Origin of the sequence: Frondihabitans sp. VKM Ac-2883 (assembly GCF_015350875.1) — a bacterium.
Classification (GTDB): Bacteria; Actinomycetota; Actinomycetes; order Actinomycetales; family Microbacteriaceae; genus Frondihabitans.
Genome location: NZ_JADKSF010000004.1, coordinates 232007 through 256232 on the forward strand (window position 1 = coordinate 232007; position 24226 = coordinate 256232).

Genomic DNA, 24226 nt, shown 5'->3' on the forward strand with positions numbered 1-24226 from the left:
CATTCGGACCGGGGCGGTGTGGCGACTCGACCAAGAATCGGCGGAACCGTTGTGCGAAGTCGTCACACGGGAGAGTCGAATCACTTGGCGCCCGGTGCCTTGCGAGTCGACTTCGTCGGTGCATCCGGGTCGGCGATCGAGCCGAGGATGAGAGCCGACTGCAGAATGAGGGCCTCGCGCGCGCCGGTGGCGTCCCAGCCGATCACGTCGGTGACGCGCTTGAGTCGATAGCGCACGGTATTCGGGTGCACGAAGAGCTCGCGGGCGGTCGCCTCGAGCGATCGACCGTTGTCGAGATAGCACCAGAGGGTCGCCAGTAGTTCAGAGGAGTGCGTCTTGAGAGGCCGATAGATGCGGTTGACGAGTGTCGACCGCGCCACGGGGTCTCCGGCGAGGGCGCGCTCGGGAAGGAGGTCGTCGGCCTGCGCCGGCCGGGGCGCGTTGCGCCACGAGCGCGCGACCGCGAAGCCGGCGAGAGCGGCCTTGGCACTGCCGGAGGCGTCGACGAGGCCGGGGACTTCGTGCCCGAGCACCAGGGGCCCGTCGCCGAACCCCGGCTCGAGGGCCAAGGCGATCTCGGTGAAGGTGGGGTGGTGCTTCGTCGAGCCCGCTGAACCCGACGCCACTGCCGGGGGAGTCGTGGCGGGGGAGGCCGAGCCGGGGGATCCTTCGGTTGCGTCGTCAGAGTCGGCGCGCCCGATCACGAGAACGAGGCGCGAACCCTGCACCCCGATGAGCACGTCGGCGTCGAGGTGGCGCGCCGTCCGGCGCAGCACATCGACGTCGAGCATGCGGGGCGCCGTGCCGACGAGCACGGAGACGGCTCCATGGCCGTGCCAGCCGAGGGCCGCGATGCGCGACGGAAGCTCGTCGTCGTATTCGCCCGACAGGATCGAGTCGACGACGAGAGCTTCGAGACGGGCGTCCCACAGGCCACGAGCCTCGGCGGCTCGGGCGTACACGTCGGCCGCGGCGAAGGCGATCTCTCGCGAGTAGAGCAGGATCGCCTCGCGTAGGAAGCTGTCGCGATCTTGCACGCGGTCTTCGACCACTTCGCAGGTCACACGGATCAGCTGGAGCGTCTGCTGCAGGCTGACGCTTCGGAGCAGCTCGCGCGGTGCCGCGCCGAAGACGTCGGCAGCTATCCAAGGCGTGGCCTTGGGGTCGTCGAACCAGCTGATGAACGACGTGATGCCCGCCTGTGCCACGAGTCCGACGGCGGAACGCCGCCCCGGTGGCATGGAGCCATACCAGGGCAGCGTCTCGTCGAGCTTCTTGATGGTCGCCGTGGCGAACTCACCCGACACGGTGCGCAACCACGCCAGCGTCTTCTGCTTCGCCGCCGGGTCTTGAGTGCGCGAGGCGCTCACGACCGGATCAGCTCTCCCCGCCGGCGGAGCCGGAGGTTCCGGCCGTCACCTCGTGGAGCTGGTAGCGGTCGATCGCCTGCTGCACGACGCTCGGGTCGACTTCGCCGCGCTTGGCGAGAGCCTGCAGGGTGCGGACCACCATCGACGGGCCGTCGATCTTGAAGAAGCGACGGGCAGCGGGGCGAGTGTCGGAGAAACCGAAGCCATCGGCACCGAGCGTGTAGTAGTCGCTCGGAACGAACTGACGGATCTGGTCTTGCACCGCGTGCATGAAGTCGGAGACCGCGATGACCGGGCCCTCGGTGCCCTCGAGCTTCTCGGTGACGTAGGCCTTCTTCGGCTCGTCGTTCGGGTAGAGGAAGTTGTGCTCGTCGGCGGCGAGGCCGTCGCGGCGCAGCTCGGTCCAGCTCGTAACGCTCCAGACGTCGGCCGCGACGTTCCAGTCTTCGGCGAGGAGCTGCTGCGCCTCGAGAGCCCACGGCACACCGACACCCGACGCGAGGAGCTGGGCACGGGGGCCGAGGTTCTCGGCCGACTTGATCCGGTGGATTCCGCGGGTGATCCCCTCGACGTCGACGCCCTCTGGTTCGGCCGGCTGCTGCATCGGCTCGTTGTAGACGGTGATGTAGTACATGACGTTGGGGTCGCTGTGCGTCGCGTTGCCCTCGTCGTCGGTGCCATACATGCGCTCGATGCCGGCCTTGACGATGTGGCCGATCTCGTAGCCGTAGGCCGGGTCGTAGCTGACCACCGCGGGGTTGGTCGAAGCGAGCAACTGCGAGTGGCCGTCGGCGTGCTGGAGGCCTTCACCGGTCAGGGTCGTGCGACCCGCCGTCGCGCCGATGATGAAGCCGCGCGCCATCTGGTCGCCGGCCGCCCACATGGCGTCGCCCGTGCGCTGGAAGCCGAACATCGAGTAGAAGACGTAGACCGGTATGAGGGGCTCACCCTGAGTCGAGTAGCTCGTGCCGGCCGCGGTGAACGCTGCGAAAGCACCCGCCTCGTTGATGCCGACGTGGATGATCTGCCCCTGCGGGCTCTCTTTGTAAGCGAGGAGCTGCTCACGGTCGACCGACGTGTAGGTCTGCCCGTTGGGATTGTAGATCTTGGACGTCGGGAAGTAGGCGTCCATGCCGAACGTGCGCGCCTCGTCGGGAATGATCGGCACGATGCGGTGACCGAAGTCGGGCGCACGGAGCAGGTCTTTCAGCAGGCGGGCGAAAGCCATCGTCGTGGCGATCTCTTGCTTGCCCGAGCCCTTCTTGACGATCGCGTACGACTTCTCTTCGGGCACCGGGATCTGCGTGTATTTGCTGCGCCGCTCGGGGATGTACCCGCCGAGTTCGCGGCGACGCGCCTGCAGGTATTCGATTGCCTCGTCGTTCTGACCGGGGTGGTAATACGGCGGGAGGTACGGGTTCTCTTCGAGCGTCGCGTCGGAGATGGGGATGCTCATCTCGTCGCGGAACGCCTTCAGCCCGTCGAGGGTCAGCTTCTTCATCTGGTGGGTGGCGTTGCGACCCTCGAACGACGGGCCGAGGCCGTAGCCCTTGACCGTCTTAGCGAGGATGACCGTCGGCTGGCCCTTGTGCTCGACCGCTGCCTTGTAGGCCGCGTAGACCTTGCGGTAGTCGTGGCCACCGCGCTTAAGGTGCCAGACGTCGTCGTCGGAGTAGTTCTTGACCAGCTCGAGGGCCTTCGGGTCGCGCCCGAAGAAGTTCTCGCGGACGTAGGCGCCCGACTCGGCCTTGTAAGTCTGGTAGTCACCATCGGGCGTGCGGTTCATGAGGTTGAGCAACGCGCCGTCGTCGTCGCGCGACAGGAGCTCGTCCCATTCGCGACCCCAGACGACCTTGATGACGTTCCATCCGGCCCCGCGGAAGAAGCTCTCGAGCTCCTGGATGATCTTTCCGTTACCGCGCACGGGGCCGTCGAGACGCTGCAGGTTGCAGTTGATCACGAAGTTGAGGTTGTCGAGCCCGTCGTTGGCAGCGACCTGTAGCTGCCCGCGGCTCTCGACCTCATCGAGCTCGCCATCGCCGAGGAACGCCCAGACCTGCTGGTCGGAGGCGTCTTTAATGCCGCGGTTGGTGAGGTATTTCGCCTGCTGCGCCTGGTAGATCGCGTTGATCGGGCCGAGACCCATCGACACGGTCGGGAACTGCCAGTAGTCGGGCATGAGGCGCGGGTGCGGGTACGACGACAAGCCGCCGTCGCCATGCGACTTCTCTTGGCGGAAGCCGTCGAGAGCGTGCTCGTCGAGGCGACCCTCGAGGAACGAGCGGGCGTACATGCCGGGGGAAGCGTGGCCCTGGAAGAAGATCTGATCGCCGCCACCCGGAGCACCCTGGGCACGGAAGAAGTGGTTGTAGCCGACCTCGTACAGCGCGGCCGAAGAGGCGTAGGTCGAGATGTGGCCGCCGACAGAGATGCCGGGCCGCTGAGCCCGGTGCACGGTGATGGCTGCGTTCCAGCGGATCCACTTGCGGTAGCGACGCTCGAGGTCTTCGTCGCCGGGGAACGCGGGCTCGTTCTCGACGGCGATCGTGTTGATGTAGTCGGTGGTGGGCACCATCGGCACATTGACGTGCAGGTCGCGCGACCTCGACAGGAGACTGAGCATGATCTCGCGAGCCCGCTCGTGGCCGTGTGTCGCGACGAGACCGTCGAGCGACTCCTTCCACTCCGCGGTCTCTTCGGGATCCCGATCGAAATCGTCGACCGAATAGGGATCCTGACCGTTTACCGACACCCTTGACCTCGTTCTTTTGTGGGGAACATGATGCTTTTTTACCCCGGGCCACATGAAAAGCCACAGAGCTGCCGGTACTTCGTCGTCCAGGGGTGAGGACGGGAGGATCCCGACCCGACCACTCTAGTGACCCGCGCCGTCAGTGCTTCTCAGCCACGTCGGATCCTCGGCCACTTGCTTTGCGGGGCACCGGGCGTAGTGTTGTCGCTCGTGCCGCGGCCCCACCGGGTCCGGCCCCGTGAACACACCGCGAAACCCGCGGCGCGAAAGGAAGCGCGACATGGCTCTGGAGAACGACATCCAGGCACCGGACTTCGATCTGCCGAACCAGTTCGGCGAGCACATCCGGCTGTCGGAGTTCCGCGGGGTCAAGCCCGTCGCCCTCGTGTTCTTCCCCCTTGCCTTCTCGAGCACCTGCACCACCGAGCTGTGCCAGCTCCGCGACAACATCGGTCTCTTCCAAGACCACCGCGTCGAGTTGATCGGCATCTCCGTCGACTCCAAGGCAACCCTGCGCTCATTCGCCGAGGCCGAGGGCTACGAATTCAACCTCCTTGCCGACTTCTGGCCCCACGGCGAAGTCGCCAAGGAATACGGCGTCTTCTTGGAGCACAAGGGCTTCGCCAACCGCGCGACCTTCTTGATCGACATCGACGGCGTGATCCAGGAACAGTTCGTGACAGCGCCCGGGCAGGCGCGCGACATGGCCGACTACCGCGCCTCGCTCGACGCCCTGGTGCCCGTAGTCGTCTGACGGTTGCTGCCCCGCGGGAAAACGCGACCTCGCGTAAATCGGCCACCGTCACATCGCCGCGGCGCGCGACATCGGCCGATCCGCGCGAGTTCGTCGAGTTCGTTCCGCTAACATTGACGCACGCTCGTCGTCACGACGCAGCGGGCCTTTAGCTCAGTTGGTAGAGCGCCACGTTTACACCGTGGATGTCATCGGTTCGAGCCCGGTAGGGCCCACCTCAACACAGTCAAGCGGGCCGCGCAGCACCGCTTCCACACCAGGCATAGTCGAGTCATGTGGTGGAAGCGAGCAGCTGACGGTCTCGTCGTTCCTGGGGTTCCCTTGGAGCCGGGTCGACCGACGTCGCCCTCCAAGGCTGACAAAGTCTTCTATCGGGGCGGCGGCTGTGCGCCGTCGTGGGCGGCGGAGCGCAAAACTCTCGACGACACGCGCGCCATCGTGTATTCCGAATTGCGTGGATAGATGAGATTCATCACCCAAGAGACGGGTCGAAGACCAGAAGTCCTGGTTCCTCGTCCTGAGCTGTGGGACGGCGTCGTCCCCGTCGCCCTGCTGGGACGCGCTGCTGAAGTAATCCAGCGCCTCCGCGAGCATTCCGGTCACGAGGTCAGGTACGGTCCCGACCCGACCGCGCCTACTCGATTCCGGAGCGACGTGACGTCAACTCGACGGAGGAGACTCGCGGCTCCTGCCCGGTCTGCGATACCGAAGTAGTCGCACCACGGCGGCCAAACGATCTTAGACCGGGTACGTCCTATCTCGACGTGGAAGCCGTAGACCCTTCCGCGGGTCGTCAAACGGGCATTAGCGTGGAGCAAGGGACCTCCTGGCGATGGTTGAACTAGACAGCTCCATCAAGCCAGGAGGTCTCGCTATGTCACAACCCCGAGAGTGTCACCAACGTCATGGCCGAGTACACCTAGGCTCGACCCCATGCCGAGTATCGCAGCCCGAGGGGTCGCCGCCCTCCTTCGCGTCGCCCGCGCAAATGCCACGTTCGTCGACGCCGACAAGGCACGCGCCCACATCGAAGACCGAAGGGTCCGCCCGCAACCCTTTGCCCCACCGGCGCGGCTTCGGGGAGTGCACGTCGCTCTCGACCGCAGCAGCGGGTGGCCGATCTACACGGTCACGCCGAGCGACTCGGGCTCGCCCGGCTCGACGCCCAGCGCAGCCCCTCGTGCCGGCGTCGTCTACCTTCACGGTGGAGCCTGGGTGAACGAGATCGTCACCCAGCACTGGACTCTGATCGCGCAGATCGCCCGCGAGGCCGACGTCGAGGTCACCGTGCCGATCTACCCGTTGGCGCCGTTCGGCACCGCCGGCGAGGTCGTCGAGCAGGTCACTCGCATCGCCCTCGATGTCCACGGACGCCTCGGGGGAGTGGTTCTTGCCGGAGACTCGGCCGGAGGGCAAATCGCTCTCTCTGCCGCGCTCCTCCTGCAGGCCGATCACGGTGTCGCCCCGGTACGGACGATCCTCATCTCGCCGGCCCTCGACCTGTCGTTCACGAACCCCGGCATCCCCGTCGTGCAACCGAACGACCCGTGGCTCGCTCGACCGGGCGGCATCGTCTATGCCGACCTCTGGCGCGGCGAGCGCCCGGTCGACGACCTCCGGGTGAGCCCGCTCTCGGGCGACTTGGCCGCGGTCGGCCCGATCACGATGTTCAGCGGAACCCACGACATCCTCAATCCCGACGCTCGCCTGCTCGCCGAGCGAGCCGAGGCTCTCGGCGCCGATCTCACCTTCTTCGAAGCTCCCCAGCAGGTGCACGTGTATGCGCTCCTTCCGACGCCCGAGGGTCGAGCTGCACGCCGCGCACTCGTCGAGCAGATCACGGGCAGTCTCGCGCCGCGTCGCTAATCGTTTTACGCGTCGCTCACCAAATAGTCGGTCAGCATGGCGTAAAACGGCGAGCAACACCGGCGTTCCCTCGGCGCCTCACCGAAACAGTCCGATCAACCTGTATCCCACTGCCACCCCGGTACGCTCTACTCGTGCCGACCCAGGAGAGAGCCCTCGCGACACGGGCAGCAGTGATCCAGGGCGCCGCCACCGTCTTCAACTCCCGCGGTTACGCAAACGCGTCGCTAGACCTCATCGCCGACGAGGCGGGTGTCACGCGGGGAGCGATGTACTTCCACTTTCACTCCAAAGACGAGATCGCTAACGCCGTCATCGACGAGCAGCACAGGGTCGCTCGCGTGGCCGCCGGTAAAGCACTAGCCGAGGCCGAGAGCGCTGTGGAGGGGATGCTGCGCATGTGCGCGAGCCTCGCTCACCAACTGACCAGCGAGACCATCGTGAGCGCCGGCATCCGCCTGACCACCGATGGCACCGCGTCGGAGCTCTCGGCTGAGAACCCCTACCTCGAGTGGATGGACTCGTTCGAGACCCTCATCACCCTCGGCCAGGAGCAGGGCGACCTCTTCGAGCATCTCGACCCGCGTCGAGTGGCCGAATACATGATCCCGAGTTACACCGGAGTGCAGCTCGTCTCCGACACCCTGCGACAGCGACGCGATCTGCTCGACCGGATTCGCGATATGTGGGAGTTGTTGCTCCCCGCCCTGGTCCGTCCGGAGCGAATGGAATCTGCGCGACACCTGTTATCGATCGTCTTATCTCGCTGATAATCAGGGTTTGGGTGGCTAAAACAATCCGACCGGCCCGGTTTGTAACAGTTCGATGAACTCGTTGCAAACCTATGGATTCCGGGCGCCCGAACCTCTAAGTTCGGGTTTGGGGACGACGCCCCTCTTTTTCTGAGCGGAAAGAAGGCGTCGCCACGCGGCGTGGCAGCAGTTGAGCTGAGGGCTCGAGCTGTCGCAATGCTTCGATCCGATTCGGCGGATCGAATGGAGCGAGGATCAGGCTCCACTCGAAAGAGCAGGATCCGAGACCACACGAGGTCTCGGATCCTGCTCTCTGTCGTTTATTGGGCCGTAATCGGCAGGTCAGCCGACGAACAGCCTGGTGCCCCAGCTCGTCGAGCTTCCGAAGGCCTTGCGGGCGGCGAACGGGGTGGCGGCCTTGCCGGTTCCGGGGAACAGGTAGGTCTTGCCCGAGGTGCCGATTCCGATCAGATCGGCTTTGCCGTCTCCGGTGATGTCGCCCGGGGTGAAGAGACGCTTGTAGCTGTTCCAGCCGGAGCTCGCCAGGGTCGCGCCACGGAGGCTGCCGCTCGAGGGGGTGTGCGTGTACAGAGCGAGTCGGCCGGCGGAGTCGCGCGCGAGCAGATCGGCGTTTCCGTCTCCGGTGAAGTCACCGGCGCCCACGAGCGCGGTCTTGGAGTTCCAGCCTGAGCCGAACTGCACGCGGCCCTTAAAGATGCCGTTGCCCGCGCCGAGGTAGGCCCAGAGTACGCCGACCTTATCGACCGCGACGAGGTCGGCGATTCCGTCGCCGTTGAAGTCACCGGCGGAGGTGATGTTCGACAGGGCACCCCAGCCCTTGGCGGCGGTCACGCGAGTGCCGAGCTTGCCCGTGGCGCCGATCGGGAAGTAGTACAGCGTGCCCGACGACGACCGCGCGTAGAGGCCTGCATACCCCGACGACTTGATTTTGCCGACCGCCGCGAAGGCGTTGTACGACTTCAGGCCGGAGCCCATCGCGACACTCGACGACGAGAGGAGATACCCCTTTGCGTTGCCCTTGTAGAAGTAGGCCCCGCCGGCCGACGAGACCACGAGCAGGTCGTTCTTTTTATCGCCGTTGAAGTCGTGCAGGCGTGGCGTGGTGCTCGTGCCGTGGCCGTAGGTGGGGTCGGCGAGGAGGTGGAGCGACGTGAGGGTGCCGTTGTAGACGTCCTGGTCGATCGCCTTTGTGCCGAGAGAGTGCTGATCGTCCCACTGCCACATCGTGTACGTGGCCCAGCTCTTGCCGATTGTGCCGACGGAGCTTTGGTAACTCGCTTGAAACAGCGGATTTGCCGCGAAGGATGCAGAGTTGCCCATGCAGTTCTGCCAGAAGTCGGGGTTCGTGTAGAGCACCGGCGTCCGCCCCGCCTTCGCGAGGATCTCTTTCGAGAAGGCTGCGACGTATGTCCTAAGTTGTGACGGGGTCATGCTGTAGCAGAGCAGCTTTTGACGCTCCGCGAGGGACATCTTTTTGTCCGGTACGGGAGCTGATTCCAAGTCGAGCATGGGAGGTAGCGTCCAGCCGCCGGCCACCCACAAAGGCTCGCCGACCTGCTGTGCGGAAGACTGCCCGAGGAAGTAGTCGGCCTGCTTGGTGCCGTTTCCGCCGAAGTCCGTCTTCGACGGGCCGTTCGGCAGAGCCTTGTGATAAGCACCATGAATAAGCGGTTTTGATGCGGTTCCGCGTGTGTCAGACCACTGCTGCGCAAGGAGGTCGTTATCGACCGTTGTTCCGCCGCTTGCCTTCACGTAGACGAACCGTGTGCCCTTGTCATACTGAGCGGCGTAGTCGATGCTCGGCGACAACTGGTACATATCGATGCCCCGAATACCGGAGGGCTGCGACGGCGCAGCCACCGCCGCCGAAGCCCCGGCGACGGCCACGAGAGCCGACACGGTCACGGTGGCGAGGCCAACGGCGACCCGGCGACGGATGGAACGGTGCATGCGCTTCCCCCTCGGAAGACGATCTGAACAAGCCTCTGCCGACGCACACTGACAGGCGCACTTGCAATCAGCGCTCTCACCCTAAGCGCTCACCCCCGTCACCCGCACTAGTCACTTAGAGCTTCTCAGCCCGTCGGTCGCCCGGTGAGTGTCCGCGATGTGCTGATGAATCGGGCCGGGTATCAGCAGATCGAGGACAGTGACGAACACCCACGGGGGAGCGAAACGAGAGAGCGCGGCGCGTCATGACAAATACCGACATGTGAGCGCATATCATTCCGCCATGGAACACCAGCGCGAGTCGAGCAGTTTAGGGGCGGTGACAGCCATCATGGAGGCCGACGAACGCCCCGCCGAGACTCCTCCGACCGACGATATCCCCACCGTGAGCGCAACCTCCGAGACCGCAGTCATCGAGGGCTCAGTCATCACCAGCCCGGTCACCGAGAGCCCAGCTACCGACGACTCGATCGCAGCTCCGAACGACCTCGACGACTTCCCCGAAGACACCCTCGTTCCCGAGCCGGTCGAGCGCAGCTTCCCCCAGCCTCCCGAGCGCGGCTCGCTGGAAGACGAACACCTCGTCCCTCTCGTCGGACGCCACACCGACGACACCGCGACGATCGACCTGATCGGCATCCTGCAGGCGCAGATGCAGCTCCGCGCCACCGAAGCCGCGCGCTTCGCCGCCTGGGAAGCCGAGATCCGCCGGATCGGCACCGACGAGGCTCTCGAAGAGCTCGAAAAGACCCGCCTGCACTTCACCGGCGTGATTCCGATTCAGAGCGGCCCGCCCCTCATCTCCGTCGACCGCACGCCGCCGCCCGCCACAGAGTCGATGTCGACCGAGCTCGATGGAGATGCGAGCGCAAGCAGGAGCGCAGACCCGCGCGCCGACAAAGACGCCGCCGCCGCAGAGCTCGTCACGGTCGACCAGACCCCCACGGGCGAAGGACTTGTTCCGCTCCGACTCCGCAAGACCGCCGCAGAGACCCCCGTCGTGACCGCCGGTGACATCCCCGCTGTCGACGACGCGTCGAGGAACGTCCACGCCGAGCGCGCCCGCCTCGCCGACGAAGAACTCCTCGAGCACGGAACCCCCACGTCACCCGGCCAGCCCAGTGCCGAGGCGGGCGTTCCCGCCCGGGCGAGCATCAGGATCCTGGTCGCGTCGCTTTCCGCCCTCGCGGTCGTCGTCGTGATCGCAGCCGTCCTGGTCAACGCCATTGGTGCACCGGTCACCCCCTCCGCCGCGCTCGGGGCGATCGCCGTTCCGGCCGCGGCCTGGATCGGCATCGCCCTGGGGCGCATCGCGCTCCGCACCCGGGTGACCGCGGGCAGTGTGTCGAACCGCTCGTCCGGTCTGGCCTTCGCTCTCGCGGTCGTCGTCGGCGTCGTCATCGGCGAAGGCCTCATTCGAACCACGTCGTCCGCCTTCGCCTGGCAGGGGTACCTCCTGTCACTGGTGCAGGTGCACGGCGTGCCCCGCGAGCTCTCCGTCGTCGGGGGTCTCGTAGCCGCGCTCGTGCTGGCATTTGTGATCGTCGTTGCCGTCGACGGTCGCAACGGCCCAGCCGGCGACCGCTCGGCCAACGCCCCTGGCAGCTCGGCTGGCGATTCCCAAGGCTCGGCCGCCGCCCGAGCCTGAATCGCCGGTCGACTAGGCTTGACGGGTGGTCACACTCGAAGCCGTCGGCGCAGCCGTCGAAGCACTCTGGCCCCTCTCGGGAGCCTCTGGCTGGGATTCCCCGGGGCTCGTCTCCGGTGATCCGACTGCGACTGTGGGCCGCATTCACCTCGCCGTCGACGCCGTGCTCGATACCGCCGACGAGGCGCTCGAGGTCGGCGCTGATCTGCTGCTCGTCCACCACCCGCTGCTGTTCCGCGGTGTGACGAGCGTCGCCGAGTCGACGACCAAGGGCGCTGTGCTCGCTCGACTCATTCGCGGATCCTGCGCTCTTCTTGCTGCCCACACCAACGCCGACGTCGTCGAGACCGGCACATCGCGAGCGATCGCGGCCCGATTGGGCCTCGTCGACCAGGCTCCGCTCGAGACGTCGTCTAGTGACTCCACCGGCACGACCGGGCTCGGCATCATCGGGCGCCTGGCGCAGCCGGTCACACTCGTCGCCCTCGCCCGAGCCCTCGCCGACATCCTGCCGCCGGTCGCCGGGGGAGTCCGCGTGGCCGGGGCCTCCGACCGGGTCATCCAGACCGTCGCCCTGTGCGGCGGCGCGGGCGACTCGCTTCTCGACAACCCGTCCGTCGTGGGCGCCGACGTCTACATCACCAGCGACCTCCGCCACCACCCGGCCTCCGACGCGCGCGACCGCATGCTTCTCGGGCAGGGCCCGGCGCTCGTCGACGTGTCGCACTGGGCCAGCGAATGGCTCTGGCTCGACACTGCGGCCGCAGAGCTGCGCGCCGCCCTTCCCGGCGTCGAGGTCTCCGTCTCGGAGCTCCGCACCGACCCCTGGGATTTCGCCGTCCTCCAGTGAGCCCGGCTCCTTCCGCTTTCCGCACCGAACGCAAGTGAGACTCAATGCCCCAGAAAGCCAGCCCCGCCGACCAGGCGCTCCTGCTCGACCTGCAGCGCCTCGACACGACAGCGCAGCAGCTTGCCCACCGCGCTCGGCAGCTGCCCGAGAACGCCCAGCTCGCCGAATATGAGAAGCAGACGGCCGCCCTCCGCGTGCGCCTGACTTCCGAAGAAGCCGTCTTCGAGGCAGCTCGCCGCGAACTGACGCGCGTCGAATCCGACGTGACCGTCGTCGAGGCGCGAATCGCGAGAGATCGGGAACGAATCCAGTCGTCGTCGTCGCCCAAAGACATCCAGGCTCTCGAACAGGAGCTCACGGCACTGGCCTCACGGCAGAGCAACCTCGAAGACATCGAGCTGGAGGTAATGGATCGGGTCGAGCAGACCAGCGCCGTCGTCGCCGGCACGCAGTCCGAACTCGACGCGATCGCCGCTTCGAAGGCCGAGCTTGCCACCTCGCGCGAAGCGTCGCTCGCCCAGATCGAATCCGAGCGAGGCCACGCCATCGCCGATCGTGAGACGATCGCCGGCCGCATTCCCGCCGACCTCCTCGCCCTGTACGAGCGCCAGCGCGAGCGCTACGGAGTCGGGGCCTCCCACCTCCGTGCCCGCGTCTCGAGCGCCAGCGGTGTCGAGCTCACCGGCAGCGACCTGGCGGCGGTCCGTTCCGCCGCCCCCGACGATGTGCTGCTCTGCCCCGACAGCCAGGCCGTCCTGGTGCGGACGGACGAGTCGGGCATCTGACCCGAGCCCACCCCGCTAGGCTTGTCTCGCGAATGGGTCGGCAAGACGGTCGCGTCGCGGAGCTCGCAAGGGCATCGTGCCGAGGAACGTCCGGGCTCCACAGAGCAGGGCGGTGGGTAACACCCACCCGGGGCAACCCGCGAGACAGTGCAACAGAAAGTAGACCGCCACGGCGCCCTCTTCGGAGGCGCGACGGGGTAAGGGTGAAACGGTGGTGTAAGAGACCACCAGCGGTTCGGGTGACCGACCGGCTAGGTAAACCTCGCCCGGAGCAAGGTCAGACAGAGGGCGCATGAGACTGCTCGTCCAGCCCTCGGGTAGACCGCTAGAGCGCTGCGGCAACGTAGAGCCAAGATAGATGGCCGTCCATGCCTCACCGGTTGCGCAAGCGGCCGCGAGGCAAGACAGAACCCGGCGTACTAGCCGGCCCATTCGCCCACGACCGAAACAGGCGAAGGATCCAGCAGCCCGTTGCCGGGGTGCCGGATCCTTCGCCTGTTGCGGTTCTGCCGCTCCCGTGAGCGACGGCCCGAAACGACTGCCCTAGAAGGACGGCTTCGACTCGGCTGCCAGGGCCGCGGCCCCGAGAATGCCCGCGTTGTTGCGCAGCTTCGCCGGCACGATCTCGGCGCGCAGGTCGAGGAGCGGCAAGAATTCGTCGTAGTGCTTCGATACGCCGCCGCCGACGATGATCAACCGGGGGTAGAGCAGCGCCTCGAGGCGGGAGTAGTACTTCTGGAGGCGCTTGGCCCAGTGCTTCCAGCTGAGGTCGTCGCGCTCCTTGGCGGCGAACGAGGCCTTCGTCTCGTAGTCTTTGCCCTCGATCTCGAGGTGGCCGAGCTCGGCGTTGACGATGAGGACACCGTCGTGGATGAGTGCGGTGCCGATACCGGTGCCGAGGGTGGTCATGATGACGAGACCTGCGACGCCCTTCGCGGCACCGAACTGCGACTCGGCGTAGCCGGCGGCATCGGCGTCGTTGACGAAGTGAATCGGCTTTCCGAGGGTCGATTCGAAGAGCTTCTCGGCCTCGAAGTCGATCCACTTCTTCGAGACGTTGGCAGCCGAGAGGGTCTTGCCGTCCATGATGGCGGCGGGAAAGCACACGCCGACGTGCAGTTCAGTCGCGTCGTCACCAAGCTCTTCGATGATCTCTCTAACGACGGCGACAATGGCGTCCGGTTCGCCACCCGCGGGGGTCGGCTTCTTGATGCGATCGGTGACGAGCTCGCCCGACTCGACGTCGACGATGGCGCCTTTGATGCCGGTACCGCCGATGTCGATGCCCACTGCCTTGGTGGTCATGGGGAACTGCCTTTCTAAGGGGGAGGGGTGGAGTGTCTAGTAGGTGGTGAGGACTTCGGCGCCGCGCTCGGTGACGACCATGGTGTGCTCGAACTGGGCGGTGAGCGAGAAGTCGCGGGTGGTGACTGTCCAGTCGTCGGCCCAGATGTCGGCGTCGACACCGCCGAGCGTGAGCATGGGCTCGATGGTGAACACCATCCCCACCTCTATGACGTCGTCGAACTGCGGCGCGTCGTAGTGGGGAATGATGAGGCCGGAGTGGAACGCGCGGCCGACGCCGTGGCCCGTGTAGTCGCGGACGACCCCATAGCCGAAGCGCTTGGCGTACATCTCGATCGCTCGGCCGATCACGTTGACCTGGCGCCCCGGAGCGACGGCCTTGATGCCGCGGTTCAGAGCTTCGCGCGTGCGCTCGACGAGGTCGACGGTCGTCTGGGGCGCGTCGCCGACGACGAACGTGCGGTTGGTGTCGCCGTGGACGTCGTTCTTGAAGGCGGTGATGTCGATGTTGACGATGTCGCCGTCGAGAAGCACGGTGTCGTCGGGGATCCCGTGGCAGATGACCTCGTTCACCGACGTGCACACCGACTTCGGAAACCCCCGGTAGCCGAGGGTGGACGGGTAGGCGCCGTGGCTGGTGACGTAGTCGTGCGCGATCACGTCGAGCTGCTCGGTGGTGACACCCGGTCGTATCGCCTCGCCTACGGCGGTGATGGCATCGGCGGCGATCCGGCTCGACTCGCGGATCAACTCGATGGTGGCCGCGTCGTAGACATCACCGCCCGTGTACTCCGCGGGAGCCGCCTTGCCGACGTACTCGGGACGAACGATCGACGAGGGGACCGGTCGCAGCGGCGAGATCCGGCCGGGGGTCAGATGACCGTGTGAGTCCCGGGGCATGCGTTCCAGCTTAGGGGTCAGCCGACCCTGCCGGGGGCACGGGTGACCGCCGTACCGGAGCGGCTGGAAGCTGCCCGGGCAGTTATCCCCAGGGGCAGACCGGTCTGCTTGCGCATACCAATATCAAATGCCAATATGGCCGAAATGTCCCCGTGTGAAAGGCCCCCATGCACCCCACAAGACCCCGTCGCACCGTCGCGGCCGCTGTTACCGCCGCCGTCATCACGTCGCTCGCTCTCCCCGCCGCGACGGCAGAGGCGAGCGCAGCGCCCCGAGACTTCCCGCTGCCCTTCGAGCAGAACTTCACCGACGGGGCCGCGGGCGGCACGCTGCTCGACGACGCGGCCGTCGACACGGGCTGGCTTCGACTCACGACCGACACTGCGCATCACAAGGGGTCATGGATCACCGACGAGCCGTTCGACACCACCCTCGGCCTCGACATCACCTTCGACTACGGCATGTACGCGAATACCCGGGGCGGCGACGGCATTTCGTTCTTCCTCGCCGACGGTGACGCCCAGCCCGCCACCGGTGCCCACGGAGCGGGGCTCGGCTACTCCTGCATGTCGACGACCGCGAGCGTCGGCGACTGCACCATCCCCGGTGTGCCGGGCGGGTATCTCGGCATCGGCTTCGACGAGTTCGGCAATTTCAGTCTGCCCCTCAGTAATTCGGGCCCGGGCAAGGCACCGAGCTCGATCGCAGTCCGCGGATCGGGCGACGGGCTGGTGGGCTACCCCTACCAACTCGGCGCTCCGGCACCCGGCGGTTCGCTGATGACGGGAGACCGGGCAGGCGCACGCTCGGCGCGCATCCGCATCCAGCCCGCGGGCAAGGCGGTCAGGTTCACCGTCCAGACCAACCGTGGTGGCGACACTCCCCTCGAAACCGTCTTCGACGACGTCGACGTCAACACCTGGTCAGGCCAGGCGAGCCTGCCGCCCACGCTCCGTCTCGGTTTCGCGGCATCCACAGGCACGGCGAAAAACCTCCACGAGATCGACAACCTGCGGGTGACCGTCCCAGCCGACCTGGCCATCTCCAAGACCGGGCCCGCCGAGGTGGTTCCCGGCCGGGCGATCTCCTGGGAGGTCACGGCGACAAACCCCGGCGAGAATCCCGTGGCGAATGCCCTCGTACGCGATTCCGTCCCGTCTTCTGTATCGGGGGTCACCTGGTCGTGCGCCGCCTCTGCCGGCTCCGGGTGTCGTGACGCGTCAGGATCCGGCAACACGCTTGCCACCCACGCCGATCTCGCTCCTGGCGGCAACGCCACCTACCGCCTGACCGGCACGGTCGATCCCGCAGCCACGGGCGTCCTCGACAACACCGCCACCGTCGAGGTGCCCGCCGACCGCAACGATGGCGACCTGTCGAACAACACCGCCACCGCGTCCACGGCCCTCACCCCGCAGGCCGTGATCAGCACGTCGAAGTCGTACGCGCTCCTCGACCAGACCGACGAGCTCGTCGCTCCCGGCGAAGACTTCACCTACACGCTCACCGCGCGGAACGCGGGCCCCTCCAGCGCTCGCGAGATCGGCGCCACCGACCCCCTGCCCGCCGGTATTCACTTCGTGGCATCCGACGACGGCTGCACGGCCGAGGGCCAGAACGTGACCTGCTCGTCGACCGAGACCCTCGCCGTCTCTGGCTCGAAGGCGTTCACCTTCACCGCCCGGCTCGACGCCGGATACGTCGGCGACGGCTCCGACCTCGCGAACATCGGCGTAGGCACCTCACCCGATGACGCCGACGGAGGCACCCCTTCCGAGCCCGTCACCATTCCGGTCACCGATCCACCGAAGGCCGAACTCACGACCGACAAGCGCGCCGTACTCGGTGGGGGCAAAGACACAGTCACGCCGGGCGATTCGCTCGACTACGTGCTCACGGCGACAAACCGCGGCACGGCCCCGGCAACCGACGTCGGCATGGTCGACGACCTTCCGCGCGGCCTCACCTTCGCCGCGGGCGACGACTGCACCGCCACGGGGCAGCGAGTCACCTGCGCATCCGACCGCACACTCCGCCCGGGGGAGTCGACGAGCTTCCGCATCACGACCACGCTCGACCCGTCTTACGCCGGAGACGGAGCCGACCTCGGCAACATCGCGATCGCAACCTCTCCGAGCGATGCCGATGGGGCGGATCCTTCTCCTCAGGTGTTTATCCCCGTTGCCCAGGGCGAGGGGCCGTCCGGGCCCCCGTCATCACCGAACCCTGAAGCGGCCGCAGGTTCCGGGTCGGCGTCCGGGCCGAGCACACCACTGCAGCTCGCCTTCACCGGATCGCAGGGGATCGCCCGAGTCGTCGCACTCGCCCTCGCTCTAGCGGCCGCGGGCGTGGGCCTGGTCGGCGCGTCTCGCCGTCGGCGTCGTTCGTGACCGTGCGGCCGTGAGGGGGCTCGGCTGAGTGAGCTGGCCTGAGTGTCTCGGCTTCAGTGTCCCCGGGCGTAAGCATCCCGGCGTGAGCACCCTGGCCGCCAACCGAAACGGCTCGGCGGCCAGGGGTAGGGTCAACCCATGGCTGACAGCGATCACGAATTCTGGTTCAACACGAAGACGCATCAGGTCGAGGAGGGCATGGTGTCGCCCGCCGTCGACCGGGCCGGGCCCTACGCCACCCGCGAAGAGGCCCAGCACGCGCTCGAGCGCATCAAGGCGAACAGCGAGAAGTGGGCCGCCGAAGAGGCTGCCGGCGATCGCTGAGCTGAACATAACGGTGGCCGCGCCTTCACAACGGGTAGAGGCCACCTGAAACGGACTAAGCGACGTGCCGCGGCACGTCGCTTAGTCCGTGTGGCGTTTGCTAGGCAGGTGCCCCGTCAAGGACTCCGTCTCAGTCGTCACAAACCCGCCCAGTCGGCATATACCCCCGCCAGCGGTCAAAACCCTCGCCCTAGGTCGCGGGCCTACGCCGAGCATGCGGGTCTACGCCGAGCATGCGGGCCCGCGCCGCCCATGTGGGCCCGAGGCACCCGTGCAGAACTCGGCGCCGCCTAAAGCGAAGTCGGCCGGTACGTGATCGGCAGTCGGCGGTCGCGCCCGAAGGCCATGCCCGAGATCTTCGGCCCGATCGCGCCCTGGCGGCGCTTCCACTCCGATCGATCGACGAGCTTCGTCACCTCCGCAACGATGTCGGCGTCGTAGCCGAGCGCGACGACGTCGGCCGCGCCGAGAGCCTTCGTGATGTAGGCGTCGAGGATCCCGTCGAGGATCTCGTACGGCGGCAGCGTGTCTTCGTCGACCTGGCCCGGGCGGAGTTCGGCCGACGGCGGCTTGGTGATGGAGTTCTCGGGGATCGGGCCACGCAAGCCCTGCGCCTCGGCATGCCGGTTGCGCCACTTCGCCAGCTCCCAGACCATCGTCTTCGGCACATCTTTGATCGGGGCGAAGCCGCCGACCGAGTCGCCGTAGATGGTCGAGTAGCCGACCGAGAGTTCGGTCTTGTTGCCGGTCGTGAGGACGAGGTGGCCGTGCAGGTTCGAGAGACCCATCAGGATCAGCGCCCTCGCCCGGGCCTGCACGTTTTCGGCGGCGAGCCCGGTCAGTTTTAGCTGCCGCTCGAACGGGGCGACGAGATCGGCGATGGGTTCGGTGGAGTACTGCACCCCGATGCGCTCGGCGACGTCGTCGGCGTCGCTGCGGGAGTGGTCGGACGACCACTGCGACGGCATCGACACTCCGTAGACGCGATCGCCACCGATGGCGTCGGCCGCGATAGCCGCGCAGACGGCCGAGTCGATCCCGCCGGACAGGCCCAGGATCACCGACCTGAAGCCGTTCTTCTCGATGTAGTCGCGGGTGCCGACGACGAGGCCCTCCCACAACTGCTGGAGGTCGTCGGGGAGCTCGGCAATGTCGGGCGCGACGGCGTCGAGCTGGCCGACGGGTCGCGTGTCGACGTCGACGCGGCGGATGCCGGCCGGCATGGTGCGGCCGGTCGACTGCTCGGGGTCGAGATCGACGACGAGCAGGTGTTCTTTCCACTGCGGCGCCCGGGCGAGGATCGCGCCCGAGCCGTCGACCACGACGCTGTCGCCGTCGAAGAGCAGGTCGTCTTGACCGCCGACGATGTTCACGTAGGCGACGACGGTGTCGTTCTCGGTGGCGCGGTGGGTCACGAGGGGGAGGCGCACCTCGTCTTTGTCGGCGATCCAGGGGCTCGCGTTGATCACGAGAAGGAGGCCGGCGCCGGCCTCCATGACACGCCCGACCGGGCCGCCGTCACGCCAGAGGTCTTCGCAGATGATGACGGCGACATCGACGCCTTTGAGACGGACGACCAGCAGTTCGTCGCCGGGAATGAAGACGCGGTATTCGTCGAAGACGGAGTAGTTCGGCAGGTGGTACTTGGCGGTGGTCGTCACGACACGCCCGCCTTGCAGCACACTGGCGCAGTTCTTGGCGATCGCCGTGGGGGCGTTCGACGTGTCGAGCAGTCGCGGTTCGAAGGGACCGTCAGGATGCCCGACGATGACGGCGAGGTCGCCGAGCCCCTCGGCCTGCAGCCGCTCGGCAAGCTGCTCGACCGCGTGTCTTGACGCTTTCAAAAAGCTGGGGCGCGACGCGAGGTCTTCGATCGGATAGCCGGTGAGACTCATCTCACCGCTGGCGACGAGGTCGGCTCCCGCTGCTCGGGCCGCGCGAGCGGCTTCGACGATCTGGTCTGCGTTGCCCGCGAGATCCCCGACGACGGGGTTGGTCTGAGCGAGCGCCAAGCGGAGTCGGGGCATAGCCACTAGCCTACTAATGGCTTCGAGCCGGCATCAGAAAGGGCCTGAATGGACAAGCAAACAGACTTCGTTCTTCGCACCATCGAAGAGCGGGGCATCAAGTTCATCCGACTCTGGTTCACCGACGTGATCGGCACCCTTAAATCGGTGGCCATCGCGCCCGCCGAGGTCGAGGGCGCCTTCGCCGAGGGCGTCGGCATCGACGGCTCGGCGATCGAGGGTCTCACCCGGTCGTTCGAGGCGGACGTGCTGGTGCACCCCGATCCCACCACCTTCCAGATCCTTCCCTGGCGCGGCACCGAAGACCCCACCGCCCGGATGTTCTGCGATATCGCGACGCCCGATGGCGCGCCGGGTGTGTCGGATCCTCGGAATGTGCTCAAGCGGACCCTGGCGCGCGCGGGCGACCGCGGCTTCACCTTTTACACGCACCCCGAGGTCGAGTTCTACCTGCTCAAGTCGTCGAAGGTCGGCCCGGAGGGCCCCGTGCCCGTCGATACGGCCGGCTACTTCGACAACGTTCCGGGTGGCACTGCTCACGACTTCCGCCGACGCTCGGTGCGCATGCTCGAAGACCTCGGCATTTCGGTCGAGTTCAGCCACCACGAGGCCGGCCCCGGCCAGAACGAGATCGACCTTCGCTACGCCGATGCGCTGACGATGGCCGACAACATCATGACCTTCCGCACCGTGGTCAAAGAGGTCGCCATCGAGCAGGGCGTCTACGCCACGTTCATGCCGAAGCCGCTTCAGGGTCACCCGGGGTCGGGCATGCACACGCACCTCTCGCTGTTCGAGGGCGACGCGAACGCCTTCTACGAGGCGGGCGCCGAATACCAGCTCTCGAAGATCGGACGCCAGTTCATCGCCGGCCTTCTGAAGCACGCCCCCGAGATCACCGCTGTCACGAACCAGTTCGTCAACTCGTACAAACGCCTCTGGGGCGGCGACGAGGCGCCGAGCTTCGTCACGTGGGGCCACAACAACCGCTCCGCCCTGGTACGCGTGCCGCTCTACAAGCCCAACAAGGGTCAGTCGAGTCGGGTCGAGTATCGCGCCATCGACTCCGCCGCCAATCCCTACCTCGCGTTCTCGCTTCTGCTCGCCGCTGGCCTGAAGGGCATCGAGGAGGGCTACGAGCTCCCCGCCGAGGCCGAAGACAACGTCTGGAGCCTCACCGACGCCGAACGCCGTGCTCTCGGCTACAACCAGCTGCCGGCGAGCCTCGACCACGCTCTCTCGCTCATGGAAGACAGTGAGCTCGTAGCCGAGACCCTCGGCGAGCACGTCTTCAACTACGTGCTGAAGAACAAGCGCCAGGAGTGGAAAGACTACCGAGCGCAGGTCACGCCGTTCGAGCTGCGTTCCAACCTCGAGATGCTCTAGCCGAGCCGTCTTCACGGACGACGACACCGACAACGACGACGAGCCCCACCGTGCCCCGCTCAGCCACCGCGCTCTCCGATCTGGCACGGCTGGGGTTCGCCGATCTTCGGGCCAGTCGCGATCGCCTCGACGAGTTGATCGACCGGGAGCCCCTGGTCGAGAGCTACGTCGCTGCGATCTCTCGCAGTGCAGACCCGGATCAGGCTCTCGTCCGCCTCGGCCGTCTGATCGAGCGCGCCCCCGACGAGACACGGGTGTTCCTCGGCGCAGAGACCCTTCCGAGCCCCACTCGAGCCGACGAGCGTCCGGGCGATCGCCTCATGCTCGTGCTGGGTGCCTCCGAGGGTCTCGCCGACTTCCTGGTCCGGCGCCCGGCATCGCTCCGCGCGCTACTCAGCAAGGTCTGGACCGTCCCGCATCAAGACGATTACGAGCGCGACTTGCTGTCCGCCGTCGGCGACCTTACCGGCGATGCCGCCCGAACGGCGGTGCGGGTCGCGTACCGCGAGTGCCTGGTCTCTCTCACGGCCTTCGACCTCACGCTGTATGACCCCGTGGCCGGGCTCGACGTGGTCGCGTCGGCTTTGGCTGACCTCGCGGGTGCCGCGCTCGAGGCAGCCCTCGACGTAGCCCGCCGCGAAGTCGCGTTCCCCGCCGACGAGGTCGCGCGAACGAGGCTCGCCATCCTCGCCATGGGCAAGACGGGGGCGCGCGAGCTGAACTACATCAGCGACGTCGACGTCGTCTTCGTCGCAGAAGGGGCGGATGGCCTCGAGTCCGCTCGCGCCATCGAGATCGCGACCCGCCTCGCGATTCACACGACCCGGACGCTCTCCGACCTCGCCCCCGAGGAGCCCCTCTGGGAGGTCGACGCGAACCTGAGACCGGAGGGAAAGAACGGCGCCCTCGTTCGCACCCTGTCGTCGCATCTCGCCTACTACGAGCGCTGGGCGAAGGGATGGGAGTTTCAGGCACTCCTCAAGGCCCGGCCCATCGCGGGCGACCGGGAACTCGGCTCGGAGTACGTCGAGAAGCTCGCGCCCCTCGTGTGGTCGATCGCGTCGACCGAGAACTTTGTCGAGTCGACCCAGCGCATGCGAGAGCGAGTCACAGCGCACATCCCGGCCGCAGAGGTCGATCAGCAGCTGAAGCTCGGCCCCGGGGGCTTGCGCGATATCGAGTTCACCATTCAGCTGCTGCAACTCGTGCACGGTCAGAACGACCCGTCGATCCGGCAGCGCTCGACCCTCGGAGCGCTGGGGGCCCTCGCGACAGAGGGCTACGTCGGACGCGCCGAAGCGGCCGAATTCAACCGCGACTACCGCGAGCTCCGCCTGCTCGAGCACCGCATCCAGCTCTCGCGAATGCGACGGACGCACCTGATGCCGACCGACGAAGAGGCCCTCCGCGTTCTCGCCCGAGCCACAGGGCTGGCGACCAGCGCGGCAGGGCTCGTCGAGCACTGGCACGCCATCAAGAGGAGGGTCCGCAGCCTGCACGAGCGGCTGTTCTACCGCCCTCTCCTCTCGGCCGTGGCTCGCCGCCCCGATGCCGAGCTGGCGCTCACGACGACGTCGGCCATAGCACGACTCCAGGCGATCGGCTTCCGCGACCCCAAGGGTGCGCTGGGTCACATCGCGGCGATGAGTGCGGGGGTCTCTCGCCGCGCCAGCATCCAGCGGCACCTGCTGCCGGCCATGATGCAATGGTTCGCCGAGGGCACCGATCCCGATCTGGGCTTGCTGGCGTTCCGCCGCCTGAGCGACGGACTGGGCGAGAGCTACTGGTTCCTCCGCATGCTCCGCGACTCGTCAGGCGCCGCAAAGAGACTCACCACGGTCTTGTCGTCGTCGCGCTTTGCGGGCGATCTGCTCGAGCGCATCCCCGAGGCCGCGTCCTGGCTCGAAGACGACGCCGATCTGCATCCCCGGGCCCTGCCGACGTTGCTCGACGAGGCGATGGCGACGGTGGCGCGTCACGACACCTCGCTCCAAGCAGCCACCGTCCTGCGCACCGCCCGTCGCCGCGAGATCCTGCGTCTCGCGCTCGGTGCGATCGTGGGCGTCATCACGGTCGAACAGCTTGGCAAGGGCCTGTCCGACATCATGTCGGCGGCCATCTCGGGTGCACTTGCCCTCGCCCGACGCGACGATCGACTCCGACACGGGGAAGACGACCTGGAGTTCGCCGTCATCGCGCTCGGGAGGTACGGCGGAGAAGAACTGGGGTTCGGCTCCGACGCCGACGTGCTCTACGTCTTCCGATCCGATCCCGGCACCCCCTCGGCGCAGCAGCGAGCGGCGCAGATCGTCGCCGATCTCAAGAGGTTCACCGACGACCCCCTCGTGCCCCTCGACCTCGACGCCGATCTCCGCCCCGAGGGCAAGAACGGCCCCGTCGCTCGATCGCTCGACAGCTATGCCGCGTACTACGCCCGCTGGGCCCTGACCTGGGAGGCCCAGGCCCTTCTGCGCGCCCGATCGGTCGCGGGCGACGCCGACCTGCGCGTCGCCTTCGAGGCCCTCGCCGACACGGTCCGGTACCCGCAATCGCTCTCTGAGCAGGATGTCCGCGAGGTCAAGCGGTTGAAGGCCCGGGTCGAATCGGAGCGCCTGCCGAAGGGCGCCGACCCGACCAGGCACCTGAAGCTCGGTCGTGGGTCTCTCAGCGACGTGGAGTGGTTCGTGCAGCTGATCCAGCTGCAGCACGCGGGCTCCGTCGAGGCACTGCGTACGACCTCGACGCTCCGAGCTCTGCAGGCTGCTGTCGACACCGGGTTCGTCGCGGAGTCCGACGCCGAGCGCCTCCGGGAGGCCTGGCTGATCGCCTCGAGGGCCCGATCCGCCGTCATGCTCTGGACTTCCCGCACGAGCGACCTGCTGCCCTCCGACCGTCGGCAGCTCGAGGCCGTCGCCCGACTGCTCGAGTATTCCGCGGGCTCGGCATCCGACCTCGAAGAAGACTATTTGGCGGTCACGCGTCGGTCGCGTCAGGTGTTCGAGGCGGGTTTCTACGGCATTGAGAAGTCGCCTCGACCTACGAGCTGACGTGTTCCTCCGAGCTCGACACGCCCGAGATGCACTCTGCGTGAGGATTGCTCTCACCGGGTTAACCCGTACCCCGAAATCAGCCCCTGTACCCCGAAC

Annotated in this window: 16 protein-coding genes, 1 tRNA gene and 1 other RNA gene; 12 read left to right on the top strand and 6 right to left on the bottom strand. The window is 67.0% G+C overall.

The window, feature by feature from the left end:
- Positions 1 to 80: 80 nt before the first annotated feature.
- A complete protein-coding gene (locus ITJ49_RS09605) occupies positions 81 to 1370 on the bottom strand; it encodes a PucR family transcriptional regulator (protein WP_370544445.1) in 1290 nt (429 codons plus the stop codon).
- A gap of 7 nt (positions 1371 to 1377) precedes the next feature.
- The gene (gene aceE / locus ITJ49_RS09610; RefSeq protein WP_123944056.1) at positions 1378 to 4122 is read right to left on the bottom strand and encodes a pyruvate dehydrogenase (acetyl-transferring), homodimeric type; all 2745 of its coding nucleotides are present in this window, start codon (positions 4120 to 4122) and stop codon (positions 1378 to 1380) included.
- Between the two features lie 280 nt (positions 4123 to 4402).
- Between aceE and ITJ49_RS09615 the strand changes: the two genes are divergently transcribed.
- From ITJ49_RS09615 to ITJ49_RS09630, 4 genes are all read left to right on the top strand, one after another.
- A complete protein-coding gene (locus tag ITJ49_RS09615) occupies positions 4403 to 4876 on the top strand; it encodes a peroxiredoxin (protein ID WP_055958195.1) in 474 nt (157 codons plus the stop codon).
- A gap of 142 nt (positions 4877 to 5018) precedes the next feature.
- Positions 5019 to 5091 (top strand) — tRNA-Val (locus ITJ49_RS09620).
- A gap of 718 nt (positions 5092 to 5809) precedes the next feature.
- Positions 5810 to 6742 (top strand): alpha/beta hydrolase fold domain-containing protein, encoded by a 933-nt coding sequence (locus ITJ49_RS09625; protein ID WP_194604517.1) that lies wholly within the window; start codon positions 5810 to 5812, stop codon positions 6740 to 6742.
- A gap of 134 nt (positions 6743 to 6876) precedes the next feature.
- A complete protein-coding gene (locus tag ITJ49_RS09630) occupies positions 6877 to 7512 on the top strand; it encodes a ScbR family autoregulator-binding transcription factor (RefSeq protein WP_194604520.1) in 636 nt (211 codons plus the stop codon).
- A 324-nt stretch (positions 7513 to 7836) separates the two neighbouring features.
- Here ITJ49_RS09630 and ITJ49_RS09635 read toward each other — a convergent pair whose 3' ends face one another.
- Positions 7837 to 9465, bottom strand: coding sequence for a GH25 family lysozyme (locus ITJ49_RS09635; protein WP_194604523.1), 1629 nt, complete (start codon positions 9463 to 9465; stop codon positions 7837 to 7839).
- Between the two features lie 283 nt (positions 9466 to 9748).
- Between ITJ49_RS09635 and ITJ49_RS09640 the strand changes: the two genes are divergently transcribed.
- The 4 genes from ITJ49_RS09640 to rnpB all read left to right on the top strand — a co-directional run bounded on the left by ITJ49_RS09640 (position 9749) and on the right by rnpB (position 13183).
- Positions 9749 to 11113, top strand: a complete 1365-nt coding sequence (locus ITJ49_RS09640; protein WP_194604526.1) for a hypothetical protein — start codon at positions 9749 to 9751, stop codon at positions 11111 to 11113.
- A 25-nt stretch (positions 11114 to 11138) separates the two neighbouring features.
- A complete protein-coding gene (locus ITJ49_RS09645; RefSeq protein WP_194604529.1) occupies positions 11139 to 11963 on the top strand; it encodes a Nif3-like dinuclear metal center hexameric protein in 825 nt (274 codons plus the stop codon).
- Positions 11964 to 12007: 44 nt separating this feature from the next.
- A complete protein-coding gene (locus tag ITJ49_RS09650; RefSeq protein ID WP_194604532.1) occupies positions 12008 to 12748 on the top strand; it encodes a zinc ribbon domain-containing protein in 741 nt (246 codons plus the stop codon).
- A gap of 33 nt (positions 12749 to 12781) precedes the next feature.
- Positions 12782 to 13183, top strand: an RNA gene (gene rnpB, locus ITJ49_RS09655) — RNase P RNA component class A.
- 108 nt (positions 13184 to 13291) lie between these two features.
- On the opposite strand, the gene ppgK is transcribed toward rnpB, so the two are convergent.
- Positions 13292 to 14053 carry a polyphosphate--glucose phosphotransferase gene (gene ppgK / locus ITJ49_RS09660; RefSeq protein ID WP_194604535.1) on the bottom strand — a complete coding sequence of 254 codons (762 nt, stop codon included), beginning with the start codon at positions 14051 to 14053 and terminating at the stop codon, positions 13292 to 13294.
- Positions 14054 to 14089: 36 nt separating this feature from the next.
- Positions 14090 to 14953, bottom strand: a complete 864-nt coding sequence (gene map / locus ITJ49_RS09665; protein ID WP_194604538.1) for a type I methionyl aminopeptidase — start codon at positions 14951 to 14953, stop codon at positions 14090 to 14092.
- A gap of 167 nt (positions 14954 to 15120) precedes the next feature.
- Between map and ITJ49_RS09670 the strand changes: the two genes are divergently transcribed.
- Positions 15121 to 17343, top strand: coding sequence for a DUF11 domain-containing protein (locus ITJ49_RS09670; protein ID WP_194604540.1), 2223 nt, complete (start codon positions 15121 to 15123; stop codon positions 17341 to 17343).
- A gap of 138 nt (positions 17344 to 17481) precedes the next feature.
- On the top strand, positions 17482 to 17667 hold the full coding sequence (locus ITJ49_RS09675) for an SPOR domain-containing protein (RefSeq protein WP_055958165.1): 186 nt from the start codon (positions 17482 to 17484) through the stop codon (positions 17665 to 17667).
- Positions 17668 to 17957: 290 nt separating this feature from the next.
- Here ITJ49_RS09675 and ITJ49_RS09680 read toward each other — a convergent pair whose 3' ends face one another.
- Positions 17958 to 19694, bottom strand: a complete 1737-nt coding sequence (locus tag ITJ49_RS09680) for an NAD+ synthase (RefSeq protein ID WP_055958163.1) — start codon at positions 19692 to 19694, stop codon at positions 17958 to 17960.
- A 48-nt stretch (positions 19695 to 19742) separates the two neighbouring features.
- Between ITJ49_RS09680 and ITJ49_RS09685 the strand changes: the two genes are divergently transcribed.
- On the top strand, positions 19743 to 21080 hold the full coding sequence (locus ITJ49_RS09685) for a glutamine synthetase family protein (RefSeq protein ID WP_194604543.1): 1338 nt from the start codon (positions 19743 to 19745) through the stop codon (positions 21078 to 21080).
- Between the two features lie 50 nt (positions 21081 to 21130).
- Positions 21131 to 24127, top strand: a complete 2997-nt coding sequence (locus ITJ49_RS09690; protein WP_194604546.1) for a bifunctional [glutamine synthetase] adenylyltransferase/[glutamine synthetase]-adenylyl-L-tyrosine phosphorylase — start codon at positions 21131 to 21133, stop codon at positions 24125 to 24127.
- Positions 24128 to 24226 lie beyond the last annotated feature (99 nt).

What these genes read in the sequence shown, in the direction of transcription:
- ITJ49_RS09615 (WP_055958195.1), top strand. Translation starts at nt 4,403, where the DNA reads ATGGCTCTGGAGAACGACATCCAGGCACCGGACTTCGATCTGCCGAAC.
- ITJ49_RS09625 (WP_194604517.1), top strand. Translation starts at nt 5,810, where the DNA reads ATGCCGAGTATCGCAGCCCGAGGGGTCGCCGCCCTCCTTCGCGTCGCC.
- ITJ49_RS09635 (WP_194604523.1), bottom strand. Translation starts at nt 9,465, where the DNA reads ATGCACCGTTCCATCCGTCGCCGGGTCGCCGTTGGCCTCGCCACCGTG.
- ITJ49_RS09640 (WP_194604526.1), top strand. Translation starts at nt 9,749, where the DNA reads ATGGAACACCAGCGCGAGTCGAGCAGTTTAGGGGCGGTGACAGCCATC.
- ITJ49_RS09650 (WP_194604532.1), top strand. Translation starts at nt 12,008, where the DNA reads ATGCCCCAGAAAGCCAGCCCCGCCGACCAGGCGCTCCTGCTCGACCTG.
- ppgK (WP_194604535.1), bottom strand. Translation starts at nt 14,053, where the DNA reads ATGACCACCAAGGCAGTGGGCATCGACATCGGCGGTACCGGCATCAAA.
- map (WP_194604538.1), bottom strand. Translation starts at nt 14,953, where the DNA reads ATGCCCCGGGACTCACACGGTCATCTGACCCCCGGCCGGATCTCGCCG.
- ITJ49_RS09670 (WP_194604540.1), top strand. Translation starts at nt 15,121, where the DNA reads ATGCACCCCACAAGACCCCGTCGCACCGTCGCGGCCGCTGTTACCGCC.
- ITJ49_RS09675 (WP_055958165.1), top strand. Translation starts at nt 17,482, where the DNA reads ATGGCTGACAGCGATCACGAATTCTGGTTCAACACGAAGACGCATCAG.
- ITJ49_RS09680 (WP_055958163.1), bottom strand. Translation starts at nt 19,694, where the DNA reads ATGCCCCGACTCCGCTTGGCGCTCGCTCAGACCAACCCCGTCGTCGGG.
- ITJ49_RS09685 (WP_194604543.1), top strand. Translation starts at nt 19,743, where the DNA reads ATGGACAAGCAAACAGACTTCGTTCTTCGCACCATCGAAGAGCGGGGC.